The sequence below is a fragment of the Methylobacterium isbiliense genome (assembly GCF_022179325.1).
Taxonomy (GTDB): domain Bacteria; phylum Pseudomonadota; class Alphaproteobacteria; order Rhizobiales; family Beijerinckiaceae; genus Methylobacterium; species Methylobacterium isbiliense.
In genome coordinates this window covers 40,792-60,155 of the sequence record NZ_BPQQ01000043.1, presented here as the reverse complement: position 1 = coordinate 60,155, position 19,364 = coordinate 40,792, and the positions used below count along the sequence as shown (strand labels likewise).

At 71.6% G+C, this 19,364-nt stretch carries 20 protein-coding genes; 6 read left to right on the top strand and 14 right to left on the bottom strand.

The features are described 5' to 3' along the window. Positions 1-13 precede the first annotated feature (13 nt). The 8 genes from hisH to MFF61_RS19065 form a co-directional block, all read right to left on the bottom strand. Positions 14-676, bottom strand: a complete 663-nt coding sequence (gene hisH, locus MFF61_RS19100) for an imidazole glycerol phosphate synthase subunit HisH (protein ID WP_238237074.1) — start codon at positions 674-676, stop codon at positions 14-16. 25 nt (positions 677-701) lie between these two features. Further along, on the bottom strand, positions 702-1,193 hold the full coding sequence (locus MFF61_RS19095; RefSeq protein ID WP_238237072.1) for a DUF2628 domain-containing protein: 492 nt from the start codon (positions 1,191-1,193) through the stop codon (positions 702-704). A gap of 36 nt (positions 1,194-1,229) precedes the next feature. Continuing rightward, entirely contained in the window at positions 1,230-1,832 is a 603-nt protein-coding gene (gene hisB / locus MFF61_RS19090; RefSeq protein ID WP_238237070.1) for an imidazoleglycerol-phosphate dehydratase HisB, read from the bottom strand. A 76-nt stretch (positions 1,833-1,908) separates the two neighbouring features. Then, entirely contained in the window at positions 1,909-2,778 is an 870-nt protein-coding gene (locus tag MFF61_RS19085) for an S-methyl-5'-thioadenosine phosphorylase (RefSeq protein WP_238237068.1), read from the bottom strand. A gap of 72 nt (positions 2,779-2,850) precedes the next feature. Continuing rightward, positions 2,851-3,747 (bottom strand): cytochrome c1, encoded by an 897-nt coding sequence (locus MFF61_RS19080; RefSeq protein WP_238237119.1) that lies wholly within the window; start codon positions 3,745-3,747, stop codon positions 2,851-2,853. 104 nt (positions 3,748-3,851) lie between these two features. Further along, a complete protein-coding gene (locus tag MFF61_RS19075) occupies positions 3,852-5,138 on the bottom strand; it encodes a cytochrome b (RefSeq protein WP_238237066.1) in 1,287 nt (428 codons plus the stop codon). 31 nt (positions 5,139-5,169) lie between these two features. Continuing rightward, positions 5,170-5,733 (bottom strand): ubiquinol-cytochrome c reductase iron-sulfur subunit, encoded by a 564-nt coding sequence (gene petA, locus MFF61_RS19070; RefSeq protein WP_238237064.1) that lies wholly within the window; start codon positions 5,731-5,733, stop codon positions 5,170-5,172. A gap of 236 nt (positions 5,734-5,969) precedes the next feature. Further along, the gene (locus MFF61_RS19065) at positions 5,970-7,256 is read right to left on the bottom strand and encodes an MFS transporter (protein WP_238237062.1); all 1,287 of its coding nucleotides are present in this window, start codon (positions 7,254-7,256) and stop codon (positions 5,970-5,972) included. 251 nt (positions 7,257-7,507) lie between these two features. Between MFF61_RS19065 and ribH the strand changes: the two genes are divergently transcribed. The 4 genes from ribH (at position 7,508) to MFF61_RS19045 (ending at position 11,889) form a co-directional block, all read left to right on the top strand. Then, complete coding sequence (gene ribH, locus MFF61_RS19060) at positions 7,508-8,065, top strand: 6,7-dimethyl-8-ribityllumazine synthase (protein ID WP_238237060.1); 558 nt, start codon at positions 7,508-7,510, stop codon at positions 8,063-8,065. Continuing rightward, positions 8,062-8,532 (top strand): transcription antitermination factor NusB, encoded by a 471-nt coding sequence (gene nusB / locus MFF61_RS19055; RefSeq protein WP_238237058.1) that lies wholly within the window; start codon positions 8,062-8,064, stop codon positions 8,530-8,532. Before ribH ends, nusB begins: the two co-directional genes overlap by 4 nt. Before the next feature lie 6 nt (positions 8,533-8,538). Continuing rightward, positions 8,539-9,537 carry a thiamine-phosphate kinase gene (gene thiL, locus MFF61_RS19050; RefSeq protein ID WP_238237056.1) on the top strand — a complete coding sequence of 333 codons (999 nt, stop codon included), beginning with the start codon at positions 8,539-8,541 and terminating at the stop codon, positions 9,535-9,537. 210 nt (positions 9,538-9,747) lie between these two features. Next, entirely contained in the window at positions 9,748-11,889 is a 2,142-nt protein-coding gene (locus MFF61_RS19045; protein WP_238237055.1) for a sodium-translocating pyrophosphatase, read from the top strand. Positions 11,890-11,950: 61 nt separating this feature from the next. On the opposite strand, the gene MFF61_RS19040 is transcribed toward MFF61_RS19045, so the two are convergent. From MFF61_RS19040 to MFF61_RS19015, 6 genes are all read right to left on the bottom strand, one after another. Next, a complete protein-coding gene (locus MFF61_RS19040) occupies positions 11,951-12,595 on the bottom strand; it encodes a riboflavin synthase (protein ID WP_238237054.1) in 645 nt (214 codons plus the stop codon). A gap of 2 nt (positions 12,596-12,597) precedes the next feature. Next, on the bottom strand, positions 12,598-13,701 hold the full coding sequence (gene ribD / locus MFF61_RS19035; RefSeq protein WP_373324759.1) for a bifunctional diaminohydroxyphosphoribosylaminopyrimidine deaminase/5-amino-6-(5-phosphoribosylamino)uracil reductase RibD: 1,104 nt from the start codon (positions 13,699-13,701) through the stop codon (positions 12,598-12,600). Beyond that, complete coding sequence (gene nrdR / locus MFF61_RS19030; protein ID WP_238237053.1) at positions 13,698-14,261, bottom strand: transcriptional regulator NrdR; 564 nt, start codon at positions 14,259-14,261, stop codon at positions 13,698-13,700. Before nrdR ends, ribD begins: the two co-directional genes overlap by 4 nt. A 113-nt stretch (positions 14,262-14,374) precedes the next feature. Beyond that, a complete protein-coding gene (gene glyA, locus MFF61_RS19025) occupies positions 14,375-15,676 on the bottom strand; it encodes a serine hydroxymethyltransferase (protein ID WP_238237050.1) in 1,302 nt (433 codons plus the stop codon). Between the two features lie 283 nt (positions 15,677-15,959). Next, positions 15,960-16,181, bottom strand: a complete 222-nt coding sequence (locus tag MFF61_RS19020) for a SlyX family protein (RefSeq protein WP_238237049.1) — start codon at positions 16,179-16,181, stop codon at positions 15,960-15,962. A 76-nt stretch (positions 16,182-16,257) separates the two neighbouring features. After that, positions 16,258-17,535 carry a L,D-transpeptidase family protein gene (locus tag MFF61_RS19015; protein ID WP_238237048.1) on the bottom strand — a complete coding sequence of 426 codons (1,278 nt, stop codon included), beginning with the start codon at positions 17,533-17,535 and terminating at the stop codon, positions 16,258-16,260. A 331-nt stretch (positions 17,536-17,866) separates the two neighbouring features. On the opposite strand from MFF61_RS19015, the gene MFF61_RS19010 reads away from it, so the two are divergent. After that, positions 17,867-18,226: a hypothetical protein gene (locus MFF61_RS19010; protein ID WP_238237047.1), complete on the top strand. Its 360-nt coding sequence runs from the start codon at positions 17,867-17,869 to the stop codon at positions 18,224-18,226. Between the two features lie 61 nt (positions 18,227-18,287). Continuing rightward, the gene (locus MFF61_RS19005; RefSeq protein WP_238237046.1) at positions 18,288-19,286 is read left to right on the top strand and encodes a copper chaperone PCu(A)C domain-containing protein; all 999 of its coding nucleotides are present in this window, start codon (positions 18,288-18,290) and stop codon (positions 19,284-19,286) included. Positions 19,287-19,364: the final 78 nt, after the last annotated feature.

Sequence of the window (19,364 nt, the reverse complement as noted above, 5' to 3'; positions counted from 1 at the left end):
GGATCGGACGGCCTTAAGGCCGCCAGCGCAGGAAGTTCGCGATCAGCGCGAGGCCGAGCCGCTGGCTCTTCTCGGGATGGAACTGGGTGCCCGCCACGGTGCCGCGGCAGACGACCGCCGTGACCGGGCCGCCGTAATCGCTCGTCGCCACGACGTCGCCGGGCTCCTGCGGCGCCAGCGCGTAGCTGTGCACGAAATAGGCGTGCAGACCGCCCTCCCCGGTCGGGATGCCGGCCAGCAGCGGCGTGTCGCGGCGGGCGTCGAGCGTGTTCCAGCCCATATGCGGCACCTTGAGGGACGGGTCCGCCGGCGTGATCGGTGCCACGTCGCCCGGGATCCAGCCGAGGCCCGCCGTGATCTCGTGTTCGAGCCCGCGCGAGGCGAGGAGCTGCATCCCGACGCAGATGCCGAGGAAGGGGCGCCCGCGGCGCTGCGCGACCTCGGTCATCGCCTCGACGAGGCCCGGCACCGCGTCGAGGCCGCGGCGGCAATCCGCGAAGGCGCCGACGCCCGGCAGCACCACGCGCTCGGCCGAGGCCACCGCCTCCGGGTCGGAGGTGACGACGATGCGCGTCCGGTCGAGCCCCGCCTCGCGCGCGGCGCGCTCAAACGCCTTGGCGGCCGAGTGCAGGTTGCCCGAGCCGTAATCGATGATCGCGACGCTGCCGGCGCTCACGCGCGCTCCTCCTCGTGCTGGCCCCTCACCGGCGCGGATCCGCCTCGGGGAAGAGCCCCAGGGCCGGGCTCTCCGTCCGGGCATAGGGCGGGATCCGCGGGGCCGGGGCCGGGGCCGGGGGGGGCGCGGCCCGCTCGGCGACCCAGCGGCCGACGAGCTTCACCTCGGCCTCCTTGATGTCGGCGGCCGTCACCGCGTCGCGGATCGGCCGGCCGCGGCGTTCATAGGTCCAGCGCCGCAGCGACGAGGCTTCGAGCCCGATCAGCCACGCGAGCAGCAGCGTGATGACGAAGCCCGCGAGCGGCGACAGGTTCAGCGCGAGCCCGAGCGCCCAGACGCCGACCTCGACGGCGAGCACGAGGAGCCCCGCGAGCCACAGCCGGTGCCAGAAGAACCACAGGGCCGAGAACCAGAAGGCCGGCCAGATGAAGCGGTCAGGCACCAGCTTGGCCCGGTCGAGGGCCTCCGGGCTCCCCGGGTCGTCCGCATCGGCAAGGTGCAGCGTATAGGTCGGCATCGAACGCTCTCCGCGGCGGGTTCGCGAGGCTGGTCCTCAGAGCGAGCCCTTGGTCGACGGCACCCGGTCCCCCTCGCGCGGGTCGATGGCGACCGCGTGGCGCAAGGCCCGTGCCAGCCCCTTGTAGCAGCTCTCGGCGATGTGGTGCTGGTTGTCGCCGTAGAGGGTCTCCACGTGGAGCGTGATCCCGGCGTTCATGGCGAAGGCCTGGAACCACTCGCGCACCAGCTCGGTGTCGAAGGCGCCGATCTTCTCGCGGGCGAACGCGGTGCGAAACACCAGGAAGGGGCGCCCCGAGATGTCGACGGCGACGCGGGTCAAGGCCTCGTCCATCGGCAGGTGCAGGTCGGCGTAGCGGCGGATGCCGCGCTTCGTCCCGAGCGCCTGCGCGAAGGCTTGGCCGAGCGCGATGCCCGCATCCTCGGTGGTGTGGTGCTGGTCGACGTGCAGGTCGCCCTTCACCGTGACGTCGAGGTCGAACAGGGCGTGCCGGGCGAAGAGCTCCAGCATGTGGTCGAGGAAGCCGACGCCCGTGTCGATCGCGGCCCGTCCGGTGCCGTCGAGGTCGATCGCGACGCTCACGTCGGTCTCGGCCGTCCGCCGGCTGACGCGGCCGGTGCGGGAGGGGGTGTCGGTCATCGGTCCTGATCGCGGCGTGGAACGGGCTGCCTTGTAACCGGGCAGCCCGGCCCGGCGCCAGGGGGTTATGCGCGGTTCACAGCACCCGCCCGGCGACCGCGTCGAGCTTGGCCATCAGCGCCGGATCGCGGTGCTCGGGCGGCGTGATGATCGCGCCCTCGAGCGCCCGGTCGGAGCGCGCCGGGCAGGGCTCGTGCTCGGCCGGGAAGTCGCGGGCGAGCCGGCTGACCAGCCGCGCGGCCTTGGCGGCGTTGGCCCGTGCCACGGCGATCACGGCCGAGACCTCGACGGCGTCGTGCTCGGGATGCCAGCAGTCGAAATCCGTCACCATGGCGATCGTCGCGTAGGTGATCTCGGCCTCGCGGGCGAGCTTGGCCTCGGGCATGTTGGTCATGCCGATCACGTCGTAGCCGAGGCTCTTGTAGGTGAGCGACTCGGCGTAGCTGGAGAATTGCGGCCCCTCCATGCAGACGTAGGTGCCGTTCTTGCGCACCGCGATCTCCTCGGCCTCCGCCGCCGCCAGGATGCGGGCCTGGAGGGCCGGCCCGACCGGGTGGGCCATCGAGACGTGGGCGACGCAGCCGTCGCCGAAGAAGGACGAGGCGCGGCCGTGCGTGCGGTCGACGAACTGGTCCACCAGCACGAACAGGCCCGGATAGAGTTCCTGGCGGAAGGAGCCGCAGGCGGAGAGCGCGACGAGGTCGGTCACGCCGGCCCGCTTCAGCGCGTCGATGTTCGCCCGGTAGTTGATGCCGGAGGGCGAGAGGCGGTGGCCGCGGCCGTGCCGGGGCAGGAACACCACGGGCGTCTCGCCGATGCGGCCGATGCGCAGCGCGTCCGAGGGGGCGCCCCAGGGCGAATCGATCCGCTCCTCGCGCACATCCTCCAGACCCGGCAGGTCGTAGACGCCGGATCCGCCGATCACACCGAGCACGGCCTTGGTCATGAGGGTCTCCTTCGTCCCCGCGCAAAAGAAAAGAGGCCCCTTTCGGGGCCTCTCGCTGTCGCCGATCCGGCCTCAGCCCGTCTTGTGCAGCTCGGGCTGCAGCCCGTGCGTCTCGCCGCCGACGTCCGACCAGATCTTCTTCTTCACGTAGTAGAGCAGGCCGGCCAGCACGAGCAGGAAGATGATCGCGCGCAGACCAAGCTCCTTGCGGGCGAGCAGGTGCGGCTCGGCCGTCCACATCAGGAAGGCGGTGACGTCGCGCGAGTACTGGTCGACGGTCTCGGGCACGACCGGCTGGCCGTTGGCGCCCTTCGGGTAGGTCACCTGCCCGTCGCTCAGGGGCTTGGGCATCGCGATGATGTGGCCCGGGTAATACTCGTTGTAGTGCCCGCCCTCCGGCACCTGGAAGCCCTCCGGGGGCGAGTCCTTGTAGCCGTTGAGGAGCGCGTGGAGGTAGTCGGGCCCCTGCTCGGTGTAGCCGACGAAGGGCAGCCAATCGATCACGAACCACAGGCCGCCGCGGCTGAAGGTGCGGGCCTTGGCCATCAGCGAGAGGTCCGGCGGCGCCTTGCCGCCGTTGGCCGCCGCGGCCGCCTGGTCGTTGGGGAACGGCGAGGGCCACTTGTCCGCCGGCCGGCCGGGCCGCTCGAACATCTCGCCCTGGTCGTTCGGGCCGTCCTTGACCTTGTACTCGGCCGCCAGCGCCTTCACCTGCGAGGCCGAGAAGTGCGGACCGCCCTCCTCCGCGAGGTTGCGGAAGCGGACGTAGTGCAGGCTGTGGCAGCTGGAGCAGACCTCGCGGTAGACCTGGAAGCCCCGCTGCAGCTGCGCTTGGTCGAAGGTGCCGAACACGCCCGAGAAGGTCCACTTCTCGCGGGGCGGCGTGGGACCTCCCTCGTCCGCGTAGGCGGCCGTGGCGGCCAGGATCGCGGCCGCGAGGCCGGCCACGAGAGCACGCGTTCTCATCATTCCCTCGATGCCCCTCTTCGGCGTCGTCATCGGCGTCTTGTCCGGGCAGCTTGTACCGGCGTGGAGAAGGGAACGGGGCCGCGCCGGGCGCGGCCCCGGGTGGATCAGCCCTTGGTCGGCGGGGCGGCGGCGGCGCCGGCCGGCATGCCGGAGGCACCGACCTGCTTGCCGGGTCCGGTGACGCTCTCAAGGATCGAGCCCGGGAGGGGCTTGGGCGTCTCGAACAGCCCGACGAGCGGCATCACCAGCAGGAAGTGGGCGAAGTAGTAGAACGTGGCGACGCGCGCCGCGAGCACGTAGCCTCCCTCCGGCGGCTTGGCGCCGAGCCAGCCGAGCAGGAAGCAGCAGGCGATGAACACCCAGAAGAACTGCCGGTAGATCGGGCGGTAGTTCGCCGAGCGGACCCGCGAGGTGTCGAGCCAGGGCGCGAAGGCCAGGATGATCACCGCGCCGAACATCAGGATCACGCCGCCGAGCTTGTCCGGCACCGCGCGCAGGATCGCGTAGAACGGCAGGAAGTACCATTCGGGCACGATGTGCGCGGGCGTCACGCCGGGATTCGCCGGGATGTAGTTGTCGGCGTGGCCGAGATAGTTCGGCTGCAGGAAGATCCAGTAGGCGAAGAACACGAAGAACACCACCACCGCGAACACGTCCTTGATGGTCGCGTAGGGGGTGAAGGGCACCGCGTCCTTGCCGGTCTTGATCGGGATGCCGGTCGGGTTGTTCTGGCCCGTGACGTGCAGCGCCCAGACGTGCAGCACGACGACGCCGGCGATCATGAACGGCAGCAGGTAGTGCAGCGAGAAGAAGCGGTTGATGGTCGGGTTGCCGACCGAGTAGCCGCCCCAGAGCAGGCTCTGGATGGTGTCGCCGACGATCGGGATCGCCGCCAGGATGTTCGTGATGACGGTGGCGCCCCAGAACGACATCTGCCCCCAGGGCAGGGTGTAGCCGAGGAAGGCGGTCGCCATCATCAGCAGGTAGATGATGACGCCGAGGATGTAGAGCACCTCACGCGGGGCCTTATAGGACCCGTAGTAGAGGTTGCGGAACATGTGCACGTAGACCGCGATGAAGAACATCGAGGCGCCGTTGGCGTGCATGTAGCGCAGAAGCCAGCCGTAATTCACGTCGCGCATGATGTGCTCGACGGAGTTGAACGCCTCGCTGGCCGAGGGCTGGTAGTGCATGGCCAGCCAGACGCCGGTGACGATCTGGGAGGCCAGCATCACGATCAGGATCGCGCCGAACGTCCAGAAGTAGTTCAGGTTGCGCGGGATCGGGAAGGCGATGAACGACGAGTGGACGAGGCCGATGATCGGCAGCCGCGCCTCGAACCACTTGGCGATGCCGCTCTTGGGGACGTAAGTCGTGGCGTGTGCGCTCATGAGGACAGCCCGTTGTTCTGGATGTGAGGGGTCAGGCCGTGGCGCCTTCGCCGATGCGCACCTTGGCGTCGCCCTGGAAGGCGTAGGGCGGGATTGGCAGGTTGATCGGGGCCGGGCCGCGGGTCACGCGCCCGACGGCGTCGAACAGGGAGCCGTGGCAGGGGCAGCCCCAGCCCGGATGGCCGCCCTGGTTGGCGATCGGCACGCAGCCGAGATGGGTGCAGTTGCCGTAGGCCACGAGCCACTGGTCGTGGCCCTCCTTGACGCGGGCGTAGAAGGGCGCCGGGTCGATCATCTGGGCGGCCTGGACCGCCTTCATCTCCCCGATCTCCTTCTGAGTGAGACGGCGCACGAAGATCAGCTTGCCGCGCCAGAACACGTTGATGATCTGGCCCTCGGTGATCGGCGTGAGGTCGACCTCGATCGGCGCGCCCGCCGCCACCGTCTCGGCGTCCGGCGCCATCGAGGCGACGAAGGGCCAGGCGAGCGCGGCGGCGCCGACCGCGGCGCCCGCGCCCGTGGCGAGGTAGAGGAAGTCCCGGCGGGTCGTCCCGTGCGGATGCGCGGCGTCGGAGGGGGCGACGGTCGTGGCCAAGTTCCGGCTCTCCCGAGAAACAACGAAGGCGAAGCCCGCAGCAGACCCTTCGGCCATGCGCGAACCACAATCCTGGGGCAGGTTTCGAGGGCGAGACCCCCGGTTCCGGCGGACCGAAGCACCACCCCGAGCGCGCGTGCAATGCGACCGGGCGTCGCCCGCGCGGCCGCTCTCTGCCACGGTCCGGGCCGGGGCGCCAGCATGCCGCGGCGCTTCTGCCCGCCTTTTTGCCCCGCTCACCCGGCCGGAGGGGATGCGGCGGCCCGCGCGTGGCCGAGACGCAGCACCACCACGATGCCGATCAGCCCCGCGGCCGAGATGGCGATGAGGCCCCAGGTGAAGTCGCCGGTGCGGTCCTTGATCGCGCCCACCGCGTAGGGCGCGACGAAGCCCGACAGGTTGCCGATGGAATTCACCACCGCGATGGCGCCCGCCGCCGCCGCGCCCGTGAGGGTCTCGGTCGGCAGCGTCCAGACGATCGGCAGCGCCGCGAAGATGCCGAAGGCGGCGGCCGAGAACAGCACCATCTTGAGGACGGGATCGCCCGCGAGGGCCGCCCCGATCGTCCCGAAGGAGGCGAGCGCCAGCGCCACCGCGAGGTGCCGGCGCCGCTCGCGCTTGGCGTCCGAACGCTTGCCCCAGTAGAGCAGCCCCACCGTGCCGGCCGTGTAGGGGATCAGCGTCACGAGGCCGGTCTGGACGTTGGTGAGGCCGAACGCCTTGACGATCTGCGGCAGGAAGAAGCTGAAGCCGTAGAGCAGCGCCACGGCCCCGAAATAGATCGCCGCGATGGCGAGCACCCGCGGCTCGAAGATCGCCCGCGAGAGGGGCTGGTGGGTGTCGCGCCCGCGCATCGCCTCCTCCTCGGCCATCCGCCGCTCCAGCCACTGGCGCTCGTCGGGGGCGAGCCAGGCCGCATCCGCAGGCCGGTCGGTGAGATAGAAGAAGGTGATTACGGACAGGATCACGGCCGGCGCCGCCTCGATCAGGTAGAGCCACTGCCAGCCCTTGAGGCCGAGCAGCCCGTCGAGTTCGAGCAGCGCCCCCGAGATCGGTGCGCCGACCAGGCTGGAGAGCGGGATCGCCACCATGAAGGCGCTGACGATGCGCGCCCGGTAGGCGGCGGGAAACCACAGGGTGAGGTAGAAGATGATGCCCGGGAAGAAGCCGGCCTCCGCCGCGCCGAGCAGGAGCCGCATCACGTAGAAGCTCGTCTCGCCGCCGATGAAGGCCATGCCGCCGGAGATGAGCCCCCAGGAGAGCATGATGCGGGCGATCCAGCGCCGGGCGCCGAACCGCTCCAGAAAGAGGTTCGAGGGCACCTCGAACAGGAAGTAGGTGAGGAAGAACAGGCCGGCGCCGAGCCCGTAGGCGGTGGCCGAGATGCCCAGATCCTTGTTCATCGTCAGCGCCGCGAAGCCGACGTTCACCCGGTCGAGATACGCGACGAAGTAGCAGACGATCAGGAACGGGATCAGCCGCCGGCTGACGCGGCGGATCGTGCGGGTTTCGAGGTCGGTCATCCGGTGTCGGTCCTCCCGGCCTGGGTCTGCAGCCTTTGTCCGGCGGCCCGGCTGGCGCGCCCCTTGGCGGCGCGCGGGCCGTTTGGCAAGGGCCGGTCTCGAAGGGCCGGTCTCGAAGGGCGGGCCTCGGCCGCAGGGCGACCGCTTGTTCGCGAGGGCGCTTCGGTCTAGTGCTCCCCCCTCTGCGGACGGCGTGTCGCAACGATGGCGGCGCCGGCGCGTTCGACCCTTCGCAATCGATCGAGACCGAGATGGTGAGCCCACGCCGTGACAGCGGGAGCGAGCGCCCGTCGCTCAAGGACGCCCGCATCCTGGTCGTCGAAGCGCGCTACTACGACGACATCGCCGACGAACTCCTGCGCGGCGCCCTCGACGCGATCGCGGCCGCGGGCGCCGAGGCCGAGGTCGTGACGGTGCCGGGGGCGCTGGAGATCCCCCAGACCGTGGCGATCCTGGTCGAGGCCGCCGCGCGGGCGCGCAAGCCCTTCGACGCGGTGGTGGCGCTCGGCTGCGTCATCCGCGGCGAGACCGGCCATTACGACATCGTCGCGGGCGAGAGCGCGCGGGCCCTCATGGACCTGTCGGTGGTGCTGCGCCTGCCGCTCGGCAACGGTATCCTGACGGTCGAGACCGAGGCGCAGGCGCAGGCCCGCGCCCGCGTCGCCGAGATGAACAAGGGTGGGGGCGCCGCCGAGGCGGCGCTGGCGGTGCTCGGCCTCAAGCGCGCGCGGGACGCGGCGCAGGCCGAGCGCACCATCGGCTTCACGCCGCCCCGCCCCACCCGAGACGAAGGAGACACGTCGAGATGAAACCGGCCGAGCGCAGCGGCGCCCGCCTGGCCGTCGTGCAGGCGCTCTACGAGATGGAGATTTCCGGCAAGGGCGTCATCGACGCGCTGGCCGAGTTCGAGGCGTTCTGGATCGGGCAGGTGGTCGACGGGGTCGAGCACCCGCCGGCCGAGACCGCCTTCTTCCGCGACCTGCTGCGCGGGGCGGTCGAGGAGCAGCGGGCGATCGACCAAGCGCTCGACGGCGCCCTCTCGGCCGGCTGGCCCCTGCGCCGGGTCGAGGCCGTGCTGCGGGCCATCCTGCGGGCGGGCGCCTACGAGGTGATCTATCGCCGCGACGTGCCGGTGCGGGTGGCGATCTCGGAATATGTCGACGTGGCGCACAGCTTCTACGGCGGCGACGAGCCGGGCCTCGTCAACGCCGTGCTCGACAAGGTGGCGCGCGCGGCCCGCGCGCAGGAACTCGACGGCGCGGCCCGCGAGGGCTGAGGCCGCGTGTCCGCCCTCCCCCGCCCGAGCGAGGACGATCTGATCGCCCGCTATCTCGCGCCGCTCGCGGGGCCGGGCGGGCTCGGGCTGCGGGACGATGCGGCGGTGCTGACGCCGCGCCCCGGGCACGACCTCGTGCTCACCACCGACGCGGTCGTGGCGGGCGTCCATTATTTTCCCGACGACCCGCCGGCCTCCCTGGCCGTCAAGGCGCTCGGCGTGAACCTGTCGGACCTTGCCGCCAAGGGCGCGGCGCCGCGGGGATTCCTGCTCACCCTCGCGCTCAGCGACGCGTGGGAGGAGGGCTGGCTTTCCGCCTTCTGCACCGGGCTCGGCGAGATGGCCGCCCGCCACGGCTGCCCGCTCCTCGGCGGCGACACGGTGCGGGCTGCGGGGCCGACGCTCCTGAGCATCGCGGCGCTCGGCGAGGTGCCGGCCGGGCGGATGGTCCGCCGGTTCACCGCGCAGGCCGGTGACGAACTGCTCGTCTCGGGCAGCATCGGCGACGCGGCGCTGGGCCTCCGGTTGCGGCGCGAGCGGGACGCCCCCTGGGCTGTCGCGATCGGCGAGGCGCATCGCCGCCATCTCGCGGACCGCTACCTGCATCCCCGCCCCCGGCTCGCGCTTGCCCCGGCGCTCGCGGCCCATGCCCGCGCCGGCATGGACGTGTCGGACGGTCTGGTCGGCGATCTCGCCAAGATGCTGCGCGCCTCGGGCTGCGGGGCCGAGGTCGAGACGGCGGCCGTGCCGCTCTCCGCCGCCGCCGCGGCGGCAACGGCCGAGAACCCCGCTCTCCTGGCGACCGCGCTCACCGGGGGCGACGATTACGAGATCCTCTGCGCCGTGCCCCCGGCCGAGGTCGCGGCCCTGACGGCACGGGCCGCCGCGGCCGGCGTGCCGCTCACCCGCATCGGCACCGTGACGGGAGACCGCGCGCCGCCGCGCTTCCGCGACCGCGACGGATCCCCCCGGCGCTTCGACTCGGGCTCGTTCAGCCACTTCTAGGCAAGACTTTCGTCGGGTCGGGCAGAGATTTTCCCGGCTGCCCTGCGGATGACCCTTTCGCGCCGTTTGCGCTCGCCCGTGAAGTTTGGCACTCAAGGTCGGCTGGCCGGCACGACCGGCGCTTCTGGGGAGGGAGACCCGCAACGGGAGGCCGCTCGCCACCGTGGCCGTCGACACTTGCGGGTCAAGCCCGGCATCAAGGACGGTAGAATGACCGCACTCCTGCTCATCATCGTGGGCGGCCTCTGCGCCGTTGCCTACGGTATCTTCACGATCAACGACGTCATGCGGCGCGACGCCGGCACCCAGCGCATGCAGGAGATCGCGGGCGCGATCGCCGAGGGTGCGCAGGCCTATCTGCGGCGCCAGTACCTCACCATCGCGGTCGTCGGCATCCTGCTGTTCGCCCTGCTCGCCTACTTCCTCGGCCTCAAGGTCGGGATCGGCTTCCTGATCGGCGCGGTGCTCTCGGGCGCGGCCGGCTTCATCGGCATGAACGTCTCGGTGCGGGCGAACGTGCGCACCGCGCAGGCCGCCACGCAGTCGCTGGGCGGCGGCCTCGACGTCGCCTTCAAGTCGGGAGCGGTCACCGGCATGCTGGTGGCGGGCCTCGCGCTGCTCGGAGTCGCCCTCTACTACACCTACCTCACCCGCTATGCCGGCCTCGCGCCCGCGAGCCGCGACGTCATCGACGCGCTGGTGGCGCTCGGCTTCGGCGCCTCCCTGATCTCGATCTTCGCGCGTCTCGGCGGCGGCATCTTCACAAAGGGCGCCGACGTGGGCGGCGACCTCGTCGGCAAGGTCGAGGCCGGCATTCCGGAGGACGACCCGCGCAACCCCGCCACCATCGCGGACAATGTCGGCGACAATGTCGGCGACTGCGCCGGCATGGCGGCCGACCTGTTTGAGACCTACGCGGTGACGCTCGTCGCCACGATGGTGCTCGCCGCGATCTTCTTCTCCGGCCAGACGGCGGTCGAGGGCCGCAACGTGCTGGAGACGATGCTGCTCTACCCGATGGCGATCGGCGCGGCCTGCATCGTCACCTCCATCGTCGGCACCTTCTTCGTGCGGCTCGGCGCCAACCAGTCGATCATGGGCGCCCTCTACAAGGGTCTGATCGGGGCCGGCATCCTCTCCATCGCGGCGATCGCGGCGATCAACTTCGTGATGTTCGGCGGCTTCGCGACGCGCTTCACCACCAACACGGGGGCGACCTTCACCTCGCTCGGCCTGTTCCTGTGCGCGGCGATCGGCCTCGTGATCACCGCCCTGATCGTCGTCATCACCGAGTACTACACCGGCACGAACTTCCGTCCGGTGAAGTCGATCGCGCAATCCTCGGTCACGGGCCACGGCACCAACGTGATCCAGGGGCTGGCGATCTCGCTCGAATCGACGGCGCTGCCGGCCATCGTCATCGTCGGCGGCATCATCGCCACCTACTCGCTCGCGGGCCTGTTCGGCATCGCCATCGCGGTCACCGCCATGCTGGCCCTCGCGGGCGTGGTGGTGGCGCTCGACGCCTTCGGCCCGGTCACCGACAACGCGGGCGGCATCGCCGAGATGGCCGGCCTGCCCAAGGAGGTGCGCAAGTCGACCGACGCCCTCGACGCGGTGGGCAACACCACCAAGGCCGTCACCAAGGGCTACGCCATCGGCTCGGCGGGCCTCGGCGCGCTGGTGCTCTTCGCCGCCTACACCTCGGACCTCGACTACTTCATCAAGAACGCCGACCAGTACACCTACTTCCGGGGCGTCACGGTCGATTTCTCGCTCTCCAACCCCTACGTGGTGGTGGGGCTGCTGCTCGGGGGGCTGATCCCGTACCTGTTCGGCGGCATCGCCATGACGGCAGTGGGCCGCGCCGCCGGCGCGGTGGTCGAGGAGGTGCGCCGCCAGTTCCGCGAAAAGCCCGGCATCATGAAGGGCACCGACCGGCCGGATTACGGCCGCGCCGTCGACATGCTCACCCGGGCGGCGATCAAGGAGATGGTGGTCCCCTCGCTGCTCCCGGTGCTCTCGCCGGTGGTGCTGTACTTCGTGATCCTCGTCATCGCCGGGAAGGGACAGGCCTTCGCGGCGGTGGGCGCGATGCTGCTCGGCGTGATCCTCACCGGCCTCTACGTGGCGATCTCGATGACCTCCGGCGGCGGCGCCTGGGACAACGCCAAGAAGTACATCGAGGACGGGCACCACGGCGGCAAGGGCTCCGACGCCCACAAGGCGGCGGTGACCGGCGACACCGTTGGCGATCCCTACAAGGACACCGCCGGCCCCGCCGTGAACCCGGCGATCAAGATCACCAACATCATCGCGCTCCTGCTGCTGGCGATCCTCGCCCACAGCTGAGGCGATGGCGGGCCGTGCGGCCCGCCATCGTTCTCCACGCCGCCGCTCCGGCGGCCGTGCGTCAGGCCGATCGCAGCGCCGCGTGCGCCTCGGTCAGCCGGGCGGCGTAGCGGGCGATCAGGTCGACCTCGAGGTTGATCCGGTCGCCGGCCCGCCGCTCGCCCCAGGTGGTCACCGCCAGCGTGTGCGGGATCAGCAGCACCGTGAAGGTGTCGCCCTCGACCCCGTTCACGGTGAGCGAGGTGCCGTCGAGGCAGACCGATCCCTTCTCGGCGATGAAGCGCGCGATGGATGCGGGCGCGCGCAGCACGAAGCGGTCGCTCGGCGCCCAGGCGTCGCCCTCCTGGCCCGTCACCGCCTCGCGCGCCACGATCTCGGCGAGCCCGTCGACATGGCCGGTGACGAGGTGGCCGCCGAGTTCGTCCCCGAGCTTCAGGGAGCGTTCCAGGTTGAGCCGGGTGCCCGGCGCCCATGTCCCCGCGGTGGTGCGCGCGAGCGTCTCGGCGGCGACATCCACCGCGAAGCGGCAGCCTGCGCCGTGCGGCTCCACCGCCACCGCGGTGAGGCAGGGGCCGCCGCAGGCGATCGAGGCGCCGAGCGCGATCGAGGCCGGATCGTAGGCGGATGCGATGGTGATGCGGCGCAGGCGCTCGCCGCCGTCCACGGCGGTCACGCGCCCGATATCCGTCACGAGGCCTGTGAACATGGTCAGCTCCGCTCGTAGGCCGTGAAGAGGTCCGGGCCGACCCGCTCCTCGCCGGCGGGCCGCAGCCCGCCCGAGGCGATCAGGGCGGCAAGGTCGGGTCCGACGGCCGGCAGGCCCGGCGCCCCGAGGGGCCGCGCCCCGGTGATGAGGAGGCAGGCATCGATCAGGCCGTCACGCGCCAGCGCATCGGCCAGCGTCGGCCCACCCTCGCAGAAGATCCGGGTGAGGCCGCGCCGCGCCAGCAGGCCGAGGGCCGCCGGCAGGGCGAGGCGCCCAGCGCCGGGCACGCGCAGCACCTCGGCGCCGGCCTCCGCCAAGCGCCGCGCGGCGGCGCCGGGCGCATCCGCGGCGGCGAGGATCAGCGTCGGTACGCGCCGATCCTGCAGGAGGCGGGCCGACGAGGGGGTGCGCAGCTGCGAATCGAGCACGACGCGCAGGGGTGAGCGGCCTTCGAGGCCGGCCAGGCGCACCGTCAGGGCCGGATCGTCGGCCAGCACCGTGCCCACGCCGACCATGATCGCGTCCGCATGCGCGCGCATGAGGTGGATCCGCGCATTCGCGAGCGGGCCGGTGATCAGGAGCCGGCCCGGCCCGCCGGCCGCGAAGCCGTCCGGGGTGCGCGCGAGCTTGAGCTGCACGGCCGGGCGGCTCTCCACCACGCGGGTGATGTGGCCGCGATGCGCGTGCCGGGCCTCCTCGCCGAGCACGCCGACCGTGACGGCCACGCCCGCCTGCCGCAGCCGCGCATGGCCGCGCCCCGCGACCCGCGGATCGGGGTCGTCCATGGCGCTCACCACCCGGGCGATGCCGGCGGCGACGACCGCATCGGCGCAGGGCGCCGTGCGGCCGTGATGCGAGCAGGGTTCGAGGGTGACGTACAGGGTGGCATCCCGCGCCGCCGGACCCGCCTCCATCAGCGCGATGCGCTCCGCGTGCGGGCGCCCTCCCGGCTGCGTCACACCCTGCGCCACGATGCGCTCGGCACCCGGGGGCCCCGCGACGATCACCGCGCCGACGGAGGGATTGGGCCAGGTGCGCCCGAGATGGCGCCGCCCGAGGGCGAGCGCCAGCCGCATGAAGCGCTGGTCGGGGTCGGGCGCGCTCACGCCCGCGACCGGGCGCGCCGCGCCGGCGCCTCCCCGCCCTCCCCCGCCTGCTGCTGGTCAACACCGACCTGCTGGTCGGCACCGACCTGCTGGTCGGCACCGACCTGCTGGTCGGCGCTGAGGCGCCCGAGCAGCTCCTCGAAGTCGCGGGCCTCGCGGAAATTCTTGTAGACCGAGGCGAAGCGCACGTAGGCGACGTCGTCGAGGCCCTTCAGGCCCTCCATGACGAGTTCGCCGATGGCCTCGCTCGTGACCTCCGGCTCGCCCGCGCTCTCCAGCTGGCGGGTGATGCCGCTCACCAGCCGCTCGACCCGCTCCGGCTCGACCGGGCGCTTGCGCAGGGCCACGTCCACCGACCGCTGCAGCTTGTCGCGGTCGAACGGCACCTTGCGGCCGGACCGCTTCACGACAGTGAGTTCGCGCAGCTGCACGCGCTCGAAGGTGGTGAAGCGGCCGCCGCAATCGGGGCAGATCCGGCGGCGCCGGATGGCCGAGGCATCGTCGCTCGGCCGCGAATCCTTCACCTGCGTGTCGAGGCCGCCGCAGTAGGGGCACCGCATCGGCCGCCCAACCTCTCCAAGGCGCCCCGCCCCCGCCCGGGCGGCCACGCGATCTAAACGGGAACGGCCGGGCTCGCTCGCACGAGCCCGGCCGTCCCAAGGCGTGTAATCGATCAGCCGTAGATGGGGAAGCGGTCGGTCAGCGCGCGGACCTCCTGCCCGACCTTCTCCTCGGCGGCCGGGTCGCCCGCCTCGCCGTTGCGGGCGACGCCGTCGAGCACCGTGACGATGAGTTCGCCCACCTTCTTGAATTCGGCCACGCCGAAGCCGCGGGAGGTGGCGGCCGGAGTGCCCAGGCGGATGCCGGAGGTGATGGTGGGCTTCTGCGGGTCGAACGGCACGCCGTTCTTGTTGCAGGTGATGCCGGCCCGCGACAGGGCGGCCTCGGCGGCCTTGCCGGTCACGCTCTTGGCGCGCAGGTCCACCAGCATCAGGTGGTTGTCGGTGCCGCCGGTGGTGATGTCGAAGCCGCCCGAGATGATCGTGTCGGCGAGCGCGCGGGCGTTCTCCACCACCTGCTTGGAGTAGAGCTTGAACTCGGGCTTGAGCGCCTCGCCGAAGGCCACCGCCTTGCCGGCGATGACGTGCATCAGCGGACCGCCCTGCAGGCCGGGGAACACGGCCGAGTTGAACTTCTTGGCCAGCGCCTCGTCGTTCGTCAGGATCATGCCGCCGCGCGGGCCGCGCAGGGTCTTGTGGGTGGTCGTGGTGACCACGTGGGCGTGCGGGAAGGGCGAGGGGTGCACGCCGCCCGCGACGAGGCCGGCGAAGTGGGCCATGTCGACGAAGAACACGGCGCCGACGCTGTCAGCGATCTCGCGGAACTTCGCGAAGTCCCAGTGCCGGGGATAGCCCGAGCCGCCCGCGATGATGACCTTCGGCTTGTGCTCCTCGGCGAGCTTGGCGACCTGCTCCATGTCGATGCGCTGGTCCTCGCGCCGCACCGTGTAGGAGACCGGCTTGAACCACTTGCCCGAGACGTTCGGGGGCGCGCCGTGTGTGAGGTGGCCGCCCGCCGCGAGGTCGAGACCCAGGAAGGTGTCGCCGGGCTGCATCGTGGCCATGAACACGGCCTGGTTCGCCTGCGAGCCGGAATTCGGCTGCACGTTGGCGAAGGCGCAGCCGAACAGGCGCTTGGCGCGGTCGATGGCGAGGTTCTCGGCCACGTCCACGAACTCGCAGCCGCCGTAGTAGCGGCGGCCCGGATAGCCTTCCGCGTACTTGTTGGTGAGAACCGAGCCCTGCGCCTCCAGCACCGCCCGCGATACGATGTTCTCGGAGGCGATCAGCTCGATCTCGTGTTGCTGCCGGCCCAGCTCCTGATCGACCGCGCGGGCGAGTTCGGGATCGACGTCGGCCAGCGAGGCCGAGAAGAACGAGTTCGACAGGGAAGAATTGGCGGTGCCCGCGCTCATGTTGACCTCGACGGTTGAGAGTTTCGCCCCACGGACGGCTTGTTGTCGGTCAGGCCTTCCGCCGGCCGGCTTGTACACGCGGCCGGAACACCGGCCAACGCGGCGAGCCGCCTCGCCGCTCTGGACGAGGTCCTGGTGCGCGGGAGAGTGGCGGTGCGAACGAGCCGGATCGGCGGGCGCCCGAAACGTGACGACCGTGGTACCTGCTCAACCCGTTTTAAGTCAAGGAAGCGAGCGAACAGAAAAACTTAATGCCCCTGCAGAAAAACTTGCGCGGCCTTGATCAGTAATGCGGCGGAGGCGGCTCGGGCGCGGCCGAGACCGGGCGCTCTACCATCTCGCGCAGGCGCTCGCTCAGGCCGGCGACCTGCCGGGTCAGCAGGTCGATGCGCGCCCATTGCTCGGCGACGGTGCGGCTGAGGTCCTCGATCGTGCGCTCCTGATGCGTGAGGCGGATCTCGACCTCGTCGAGGCGGGGAGCGGGCGGGGACGGGTCATCGGGCATGGGATCGGATCGCCGAAATGGGAACGGCCCGGGGTTCGCCCGGGCCGTGTCCGACAGGGTCGAGGAGAACGCGCGATCAGTTGGTCTGATCGTCCTCGTCGGGGTTGAAGTTGCGCGGACCCTGCGCGGCGGCGGTCATCGCGGCCGTGGGGGCGCCGACGCCGTCGCGCTTGTAGATGTCGTCGCGGAACTGCACGAGGCCGTCCGGCGTGGACCACGCGGTGATGTAGGTCCAGTAGACCGGGATCGGCGCCACCGGGCGGGCGTCGACGCGCTGGCCGCCCTGGATGATCGCCTCGATCGTGTCCGGGTTGCCGTTCGGGGTGCCCTGGAGGATCCAGGCAACGTAGTCGCGCACGTTCTGCACGCGCACGCAGCCCGACGACACGAAGCGGAAATCGTCGCCGAAGATGCCCTTGGCGGGCGTGTCGTGCATGTACACGCCGTGCGGGTTAGGGATGTTGATCCGCACGAAGCCCATCGAGTTGAGGTCGACGCCCGGATCCTGGCGGAAGCGGTAGCGGGTCGCCTCGTCGGAGCGCCAGTTGACCTGGGAGGGCGGGATCTCGCGCTCGCCGTCGAAGATACGGATCTTGTTGTCCGTCAGGTACGACGGCTCCTTCTGCATCTTCGGGATCAGGTCCTTCTTGATGATCGAGGCCGGCACGGTCCAGTAGGGGTTGAAGTTCACCTCCTGGATCTTGGCGTTCATCACCGGCGACTGCCGGTCGATCTTGCCGACGCCGGCGGCGTGACGGGTGGCGACGTGGTCGCCCTCCACCGTCTCGACGAGAGCCGCCGGGATGTTGACGATGACGTAGCGCGCCCCGAGGTTGCCCGAATAGGAGCGCAGCCGCACCGCGTTGAGTTCGAGCTGGCGCAGCCGCACGTCGGCCGGCACGTTCATGGCCTGAACGGTCGTGATGTTCATCGACCCGGTCTGGTTGAGGCCGTGCCGGGCCTGGAAGCGGCGCACCGCCGCCTCGACGTAGGAATCGTAGACCGGCGAGGAGCCGGCGGCCGGGTCGAGGTCGCCCGAGACGATCAGGCGCTGGCGCAGGGCCGCGACCACGGGGCTCTTGGTGCCGACGCGCAGGCGCTCGGCGCCCGAGACGGGCTGCCAGCCGCCGCGGGTCACGATGTCGCGGTAGCGCTCGAGCATCTGCTCGGTGGCGGCCAGGGTCTGGGGCGAGAGGATCGGCGTGTTCGAGCGCTGGACCCGCATCGTCGAGGCGGAGTCGTAGTTCTGCGCCCATTCGGCCTGGGGCAGGCCGCGCTCCTCGGCCGCGGCCGGGAGGGCGGCGGCCAGCAGCGCCAGGCCGAGCGAACCGCGGAGGGAAGCGCGTGTCAGCATGGGAGGCAAGCTCGTGATCCTTAGGCGTGAACCTTGGGGAAGGCGGGATCCGTGGGGAAGCAGGATCCCCGGGGAAGGATGAGGGTCGCGGGCATGGTGCCGGTTCGGAGGGGCCGGCCGGCGTTCCTGCCGCGACCGTGTCGAAGTGCCGTTAAGAACCCATGAGGAGCGGGCCAGAATGTGGCGGGGCGGGCAAGCGCTGCCGTGAGCCTCTGGATAGGTGTGGACTGCGGCCCCTCGGCAACAATCGCCGGCGCGGTCGCGATTCGCCCCCGCCTGCGACCGCCGCGACCGTGGCGGAACGAGGGCCGTTTGCGGTAACGAACCCGCCATGAGCACGGAGCGGCATCGGAAGCGGTCGGGGCGCCTGCGCGCGCTCGCGGCCCTGCTCGCGCTCTACGGGCTCGTGCTCCAGGCCTTCCTGGCCGGCCTGAGCCCGGTCCCTGCCGCGGCGGCGGCCGGCCTCATCTGCGCCACCCACCTCCCGGGCGAGGAGGCGCCCGCCCCGCACGCGGCGCATCCGTGCTGCACCGTCTGCTGCCCTGCCCTGCCGCTTCTGCCCGCGCCCGCCGCCGAGGCGGCGTGGCCCGCCCGGCCCGTGCTGCGCGTCCTGTGGCAGCGGCACCCGGGCCTGCCGGCCCGCGGCCCGCCGCAGCGCGCCGCCACCGCCCGAGGTCCCCCGTTCGCCTGAGCGCCGTGCGGCCCGTCCGGGCCGCCTCCACCCGTGCCCTCACGCAAACGGACCCGAACCCATGCGTTCTCTCCTCACGGGCGCCCTCTGCGCCGCCGCCCTCTCGTCCCCCGTCATCCCGTCCCCGGCCCTCGCGCATGCCGTGCTGGAGCGCGGCGAGGCGAGCCCGAACCAGTCCTACCGCGCCGTCCTGCAGATCGGCCACGGCTGCCAGGGCCAGCCCACCACCCGCGTCACCGTGACGGTGCCGGAGGGCGTGATCGCCGCCAAGCCGATGCCGAAGCCCGGCTGGACCCTCTCGACCGTCAAGGGACCCTATGCCCGCGCCTACCCGCACTACCACGGCGAGGTGAGCGAGGGCGTGAAGGAGATCAGCTGGAGCGGCGGCAGCCTGCCCGACGACCAGTTCGACGAGTTCGTGTTCCAGGCCCGGATCACGGACGCCTTCGCGCCGGGCCAGACGGTCTATTTCCCGGTGCGCCAGGACTGCACGGCAGGAAGCCACGCCTGGAGCGAGATCCCGGCGGCCGGGCAGAGTGCGCGGAGCCTGAAATCCCCGGCGCCGGGCGTGCGGATTGCCGCCGCCGCCAAGGCCGCACCGGCCGCCTCTGCCGCGCCCGCCGCGGCCGTCAAGGCGGGCGACCTCTCCATCGTCCAGCCCTGGATGCGCGCCACGCCGGGCGGCGCCAAGGTGGCGGGCGGGTATCTGCGCATCACCAACGGCGGCAGCGCGCCCGACCGGCTCGTCGGCGCCGCGATCCCGCTCGCGGGCCGGGCCGAGGTGCACGAGATGTCCAACACGGGCGGCGTGATGCGCATGGCCCCGCTGGAGTCCGGGCTGACGATCAAGCCCGGCGAGACCGTCGAACTCAAGCCCGGCGGCTATCACCTGATGTTCCTCGACCTGAAGGGGCCGGTGAAGGCGGGTGAGACGATCGAGGGGACGCTCACCTTCGAACGGGCCGGCACCGTGCCGGTGCGCTTCCCCGTCGCGCCGATCGGAGCGGCGGCACCGGGCGGGGCGCCCGCGGCCGCGGCCGACGAACACCACCACCACTGAGGCCCGCCGCCCGCAAGGCGTACGCAGCCTCGCCTCGTCCGCACCGGAGAGGCGGGGCTGCGCGAGTTCGCTCGGCGG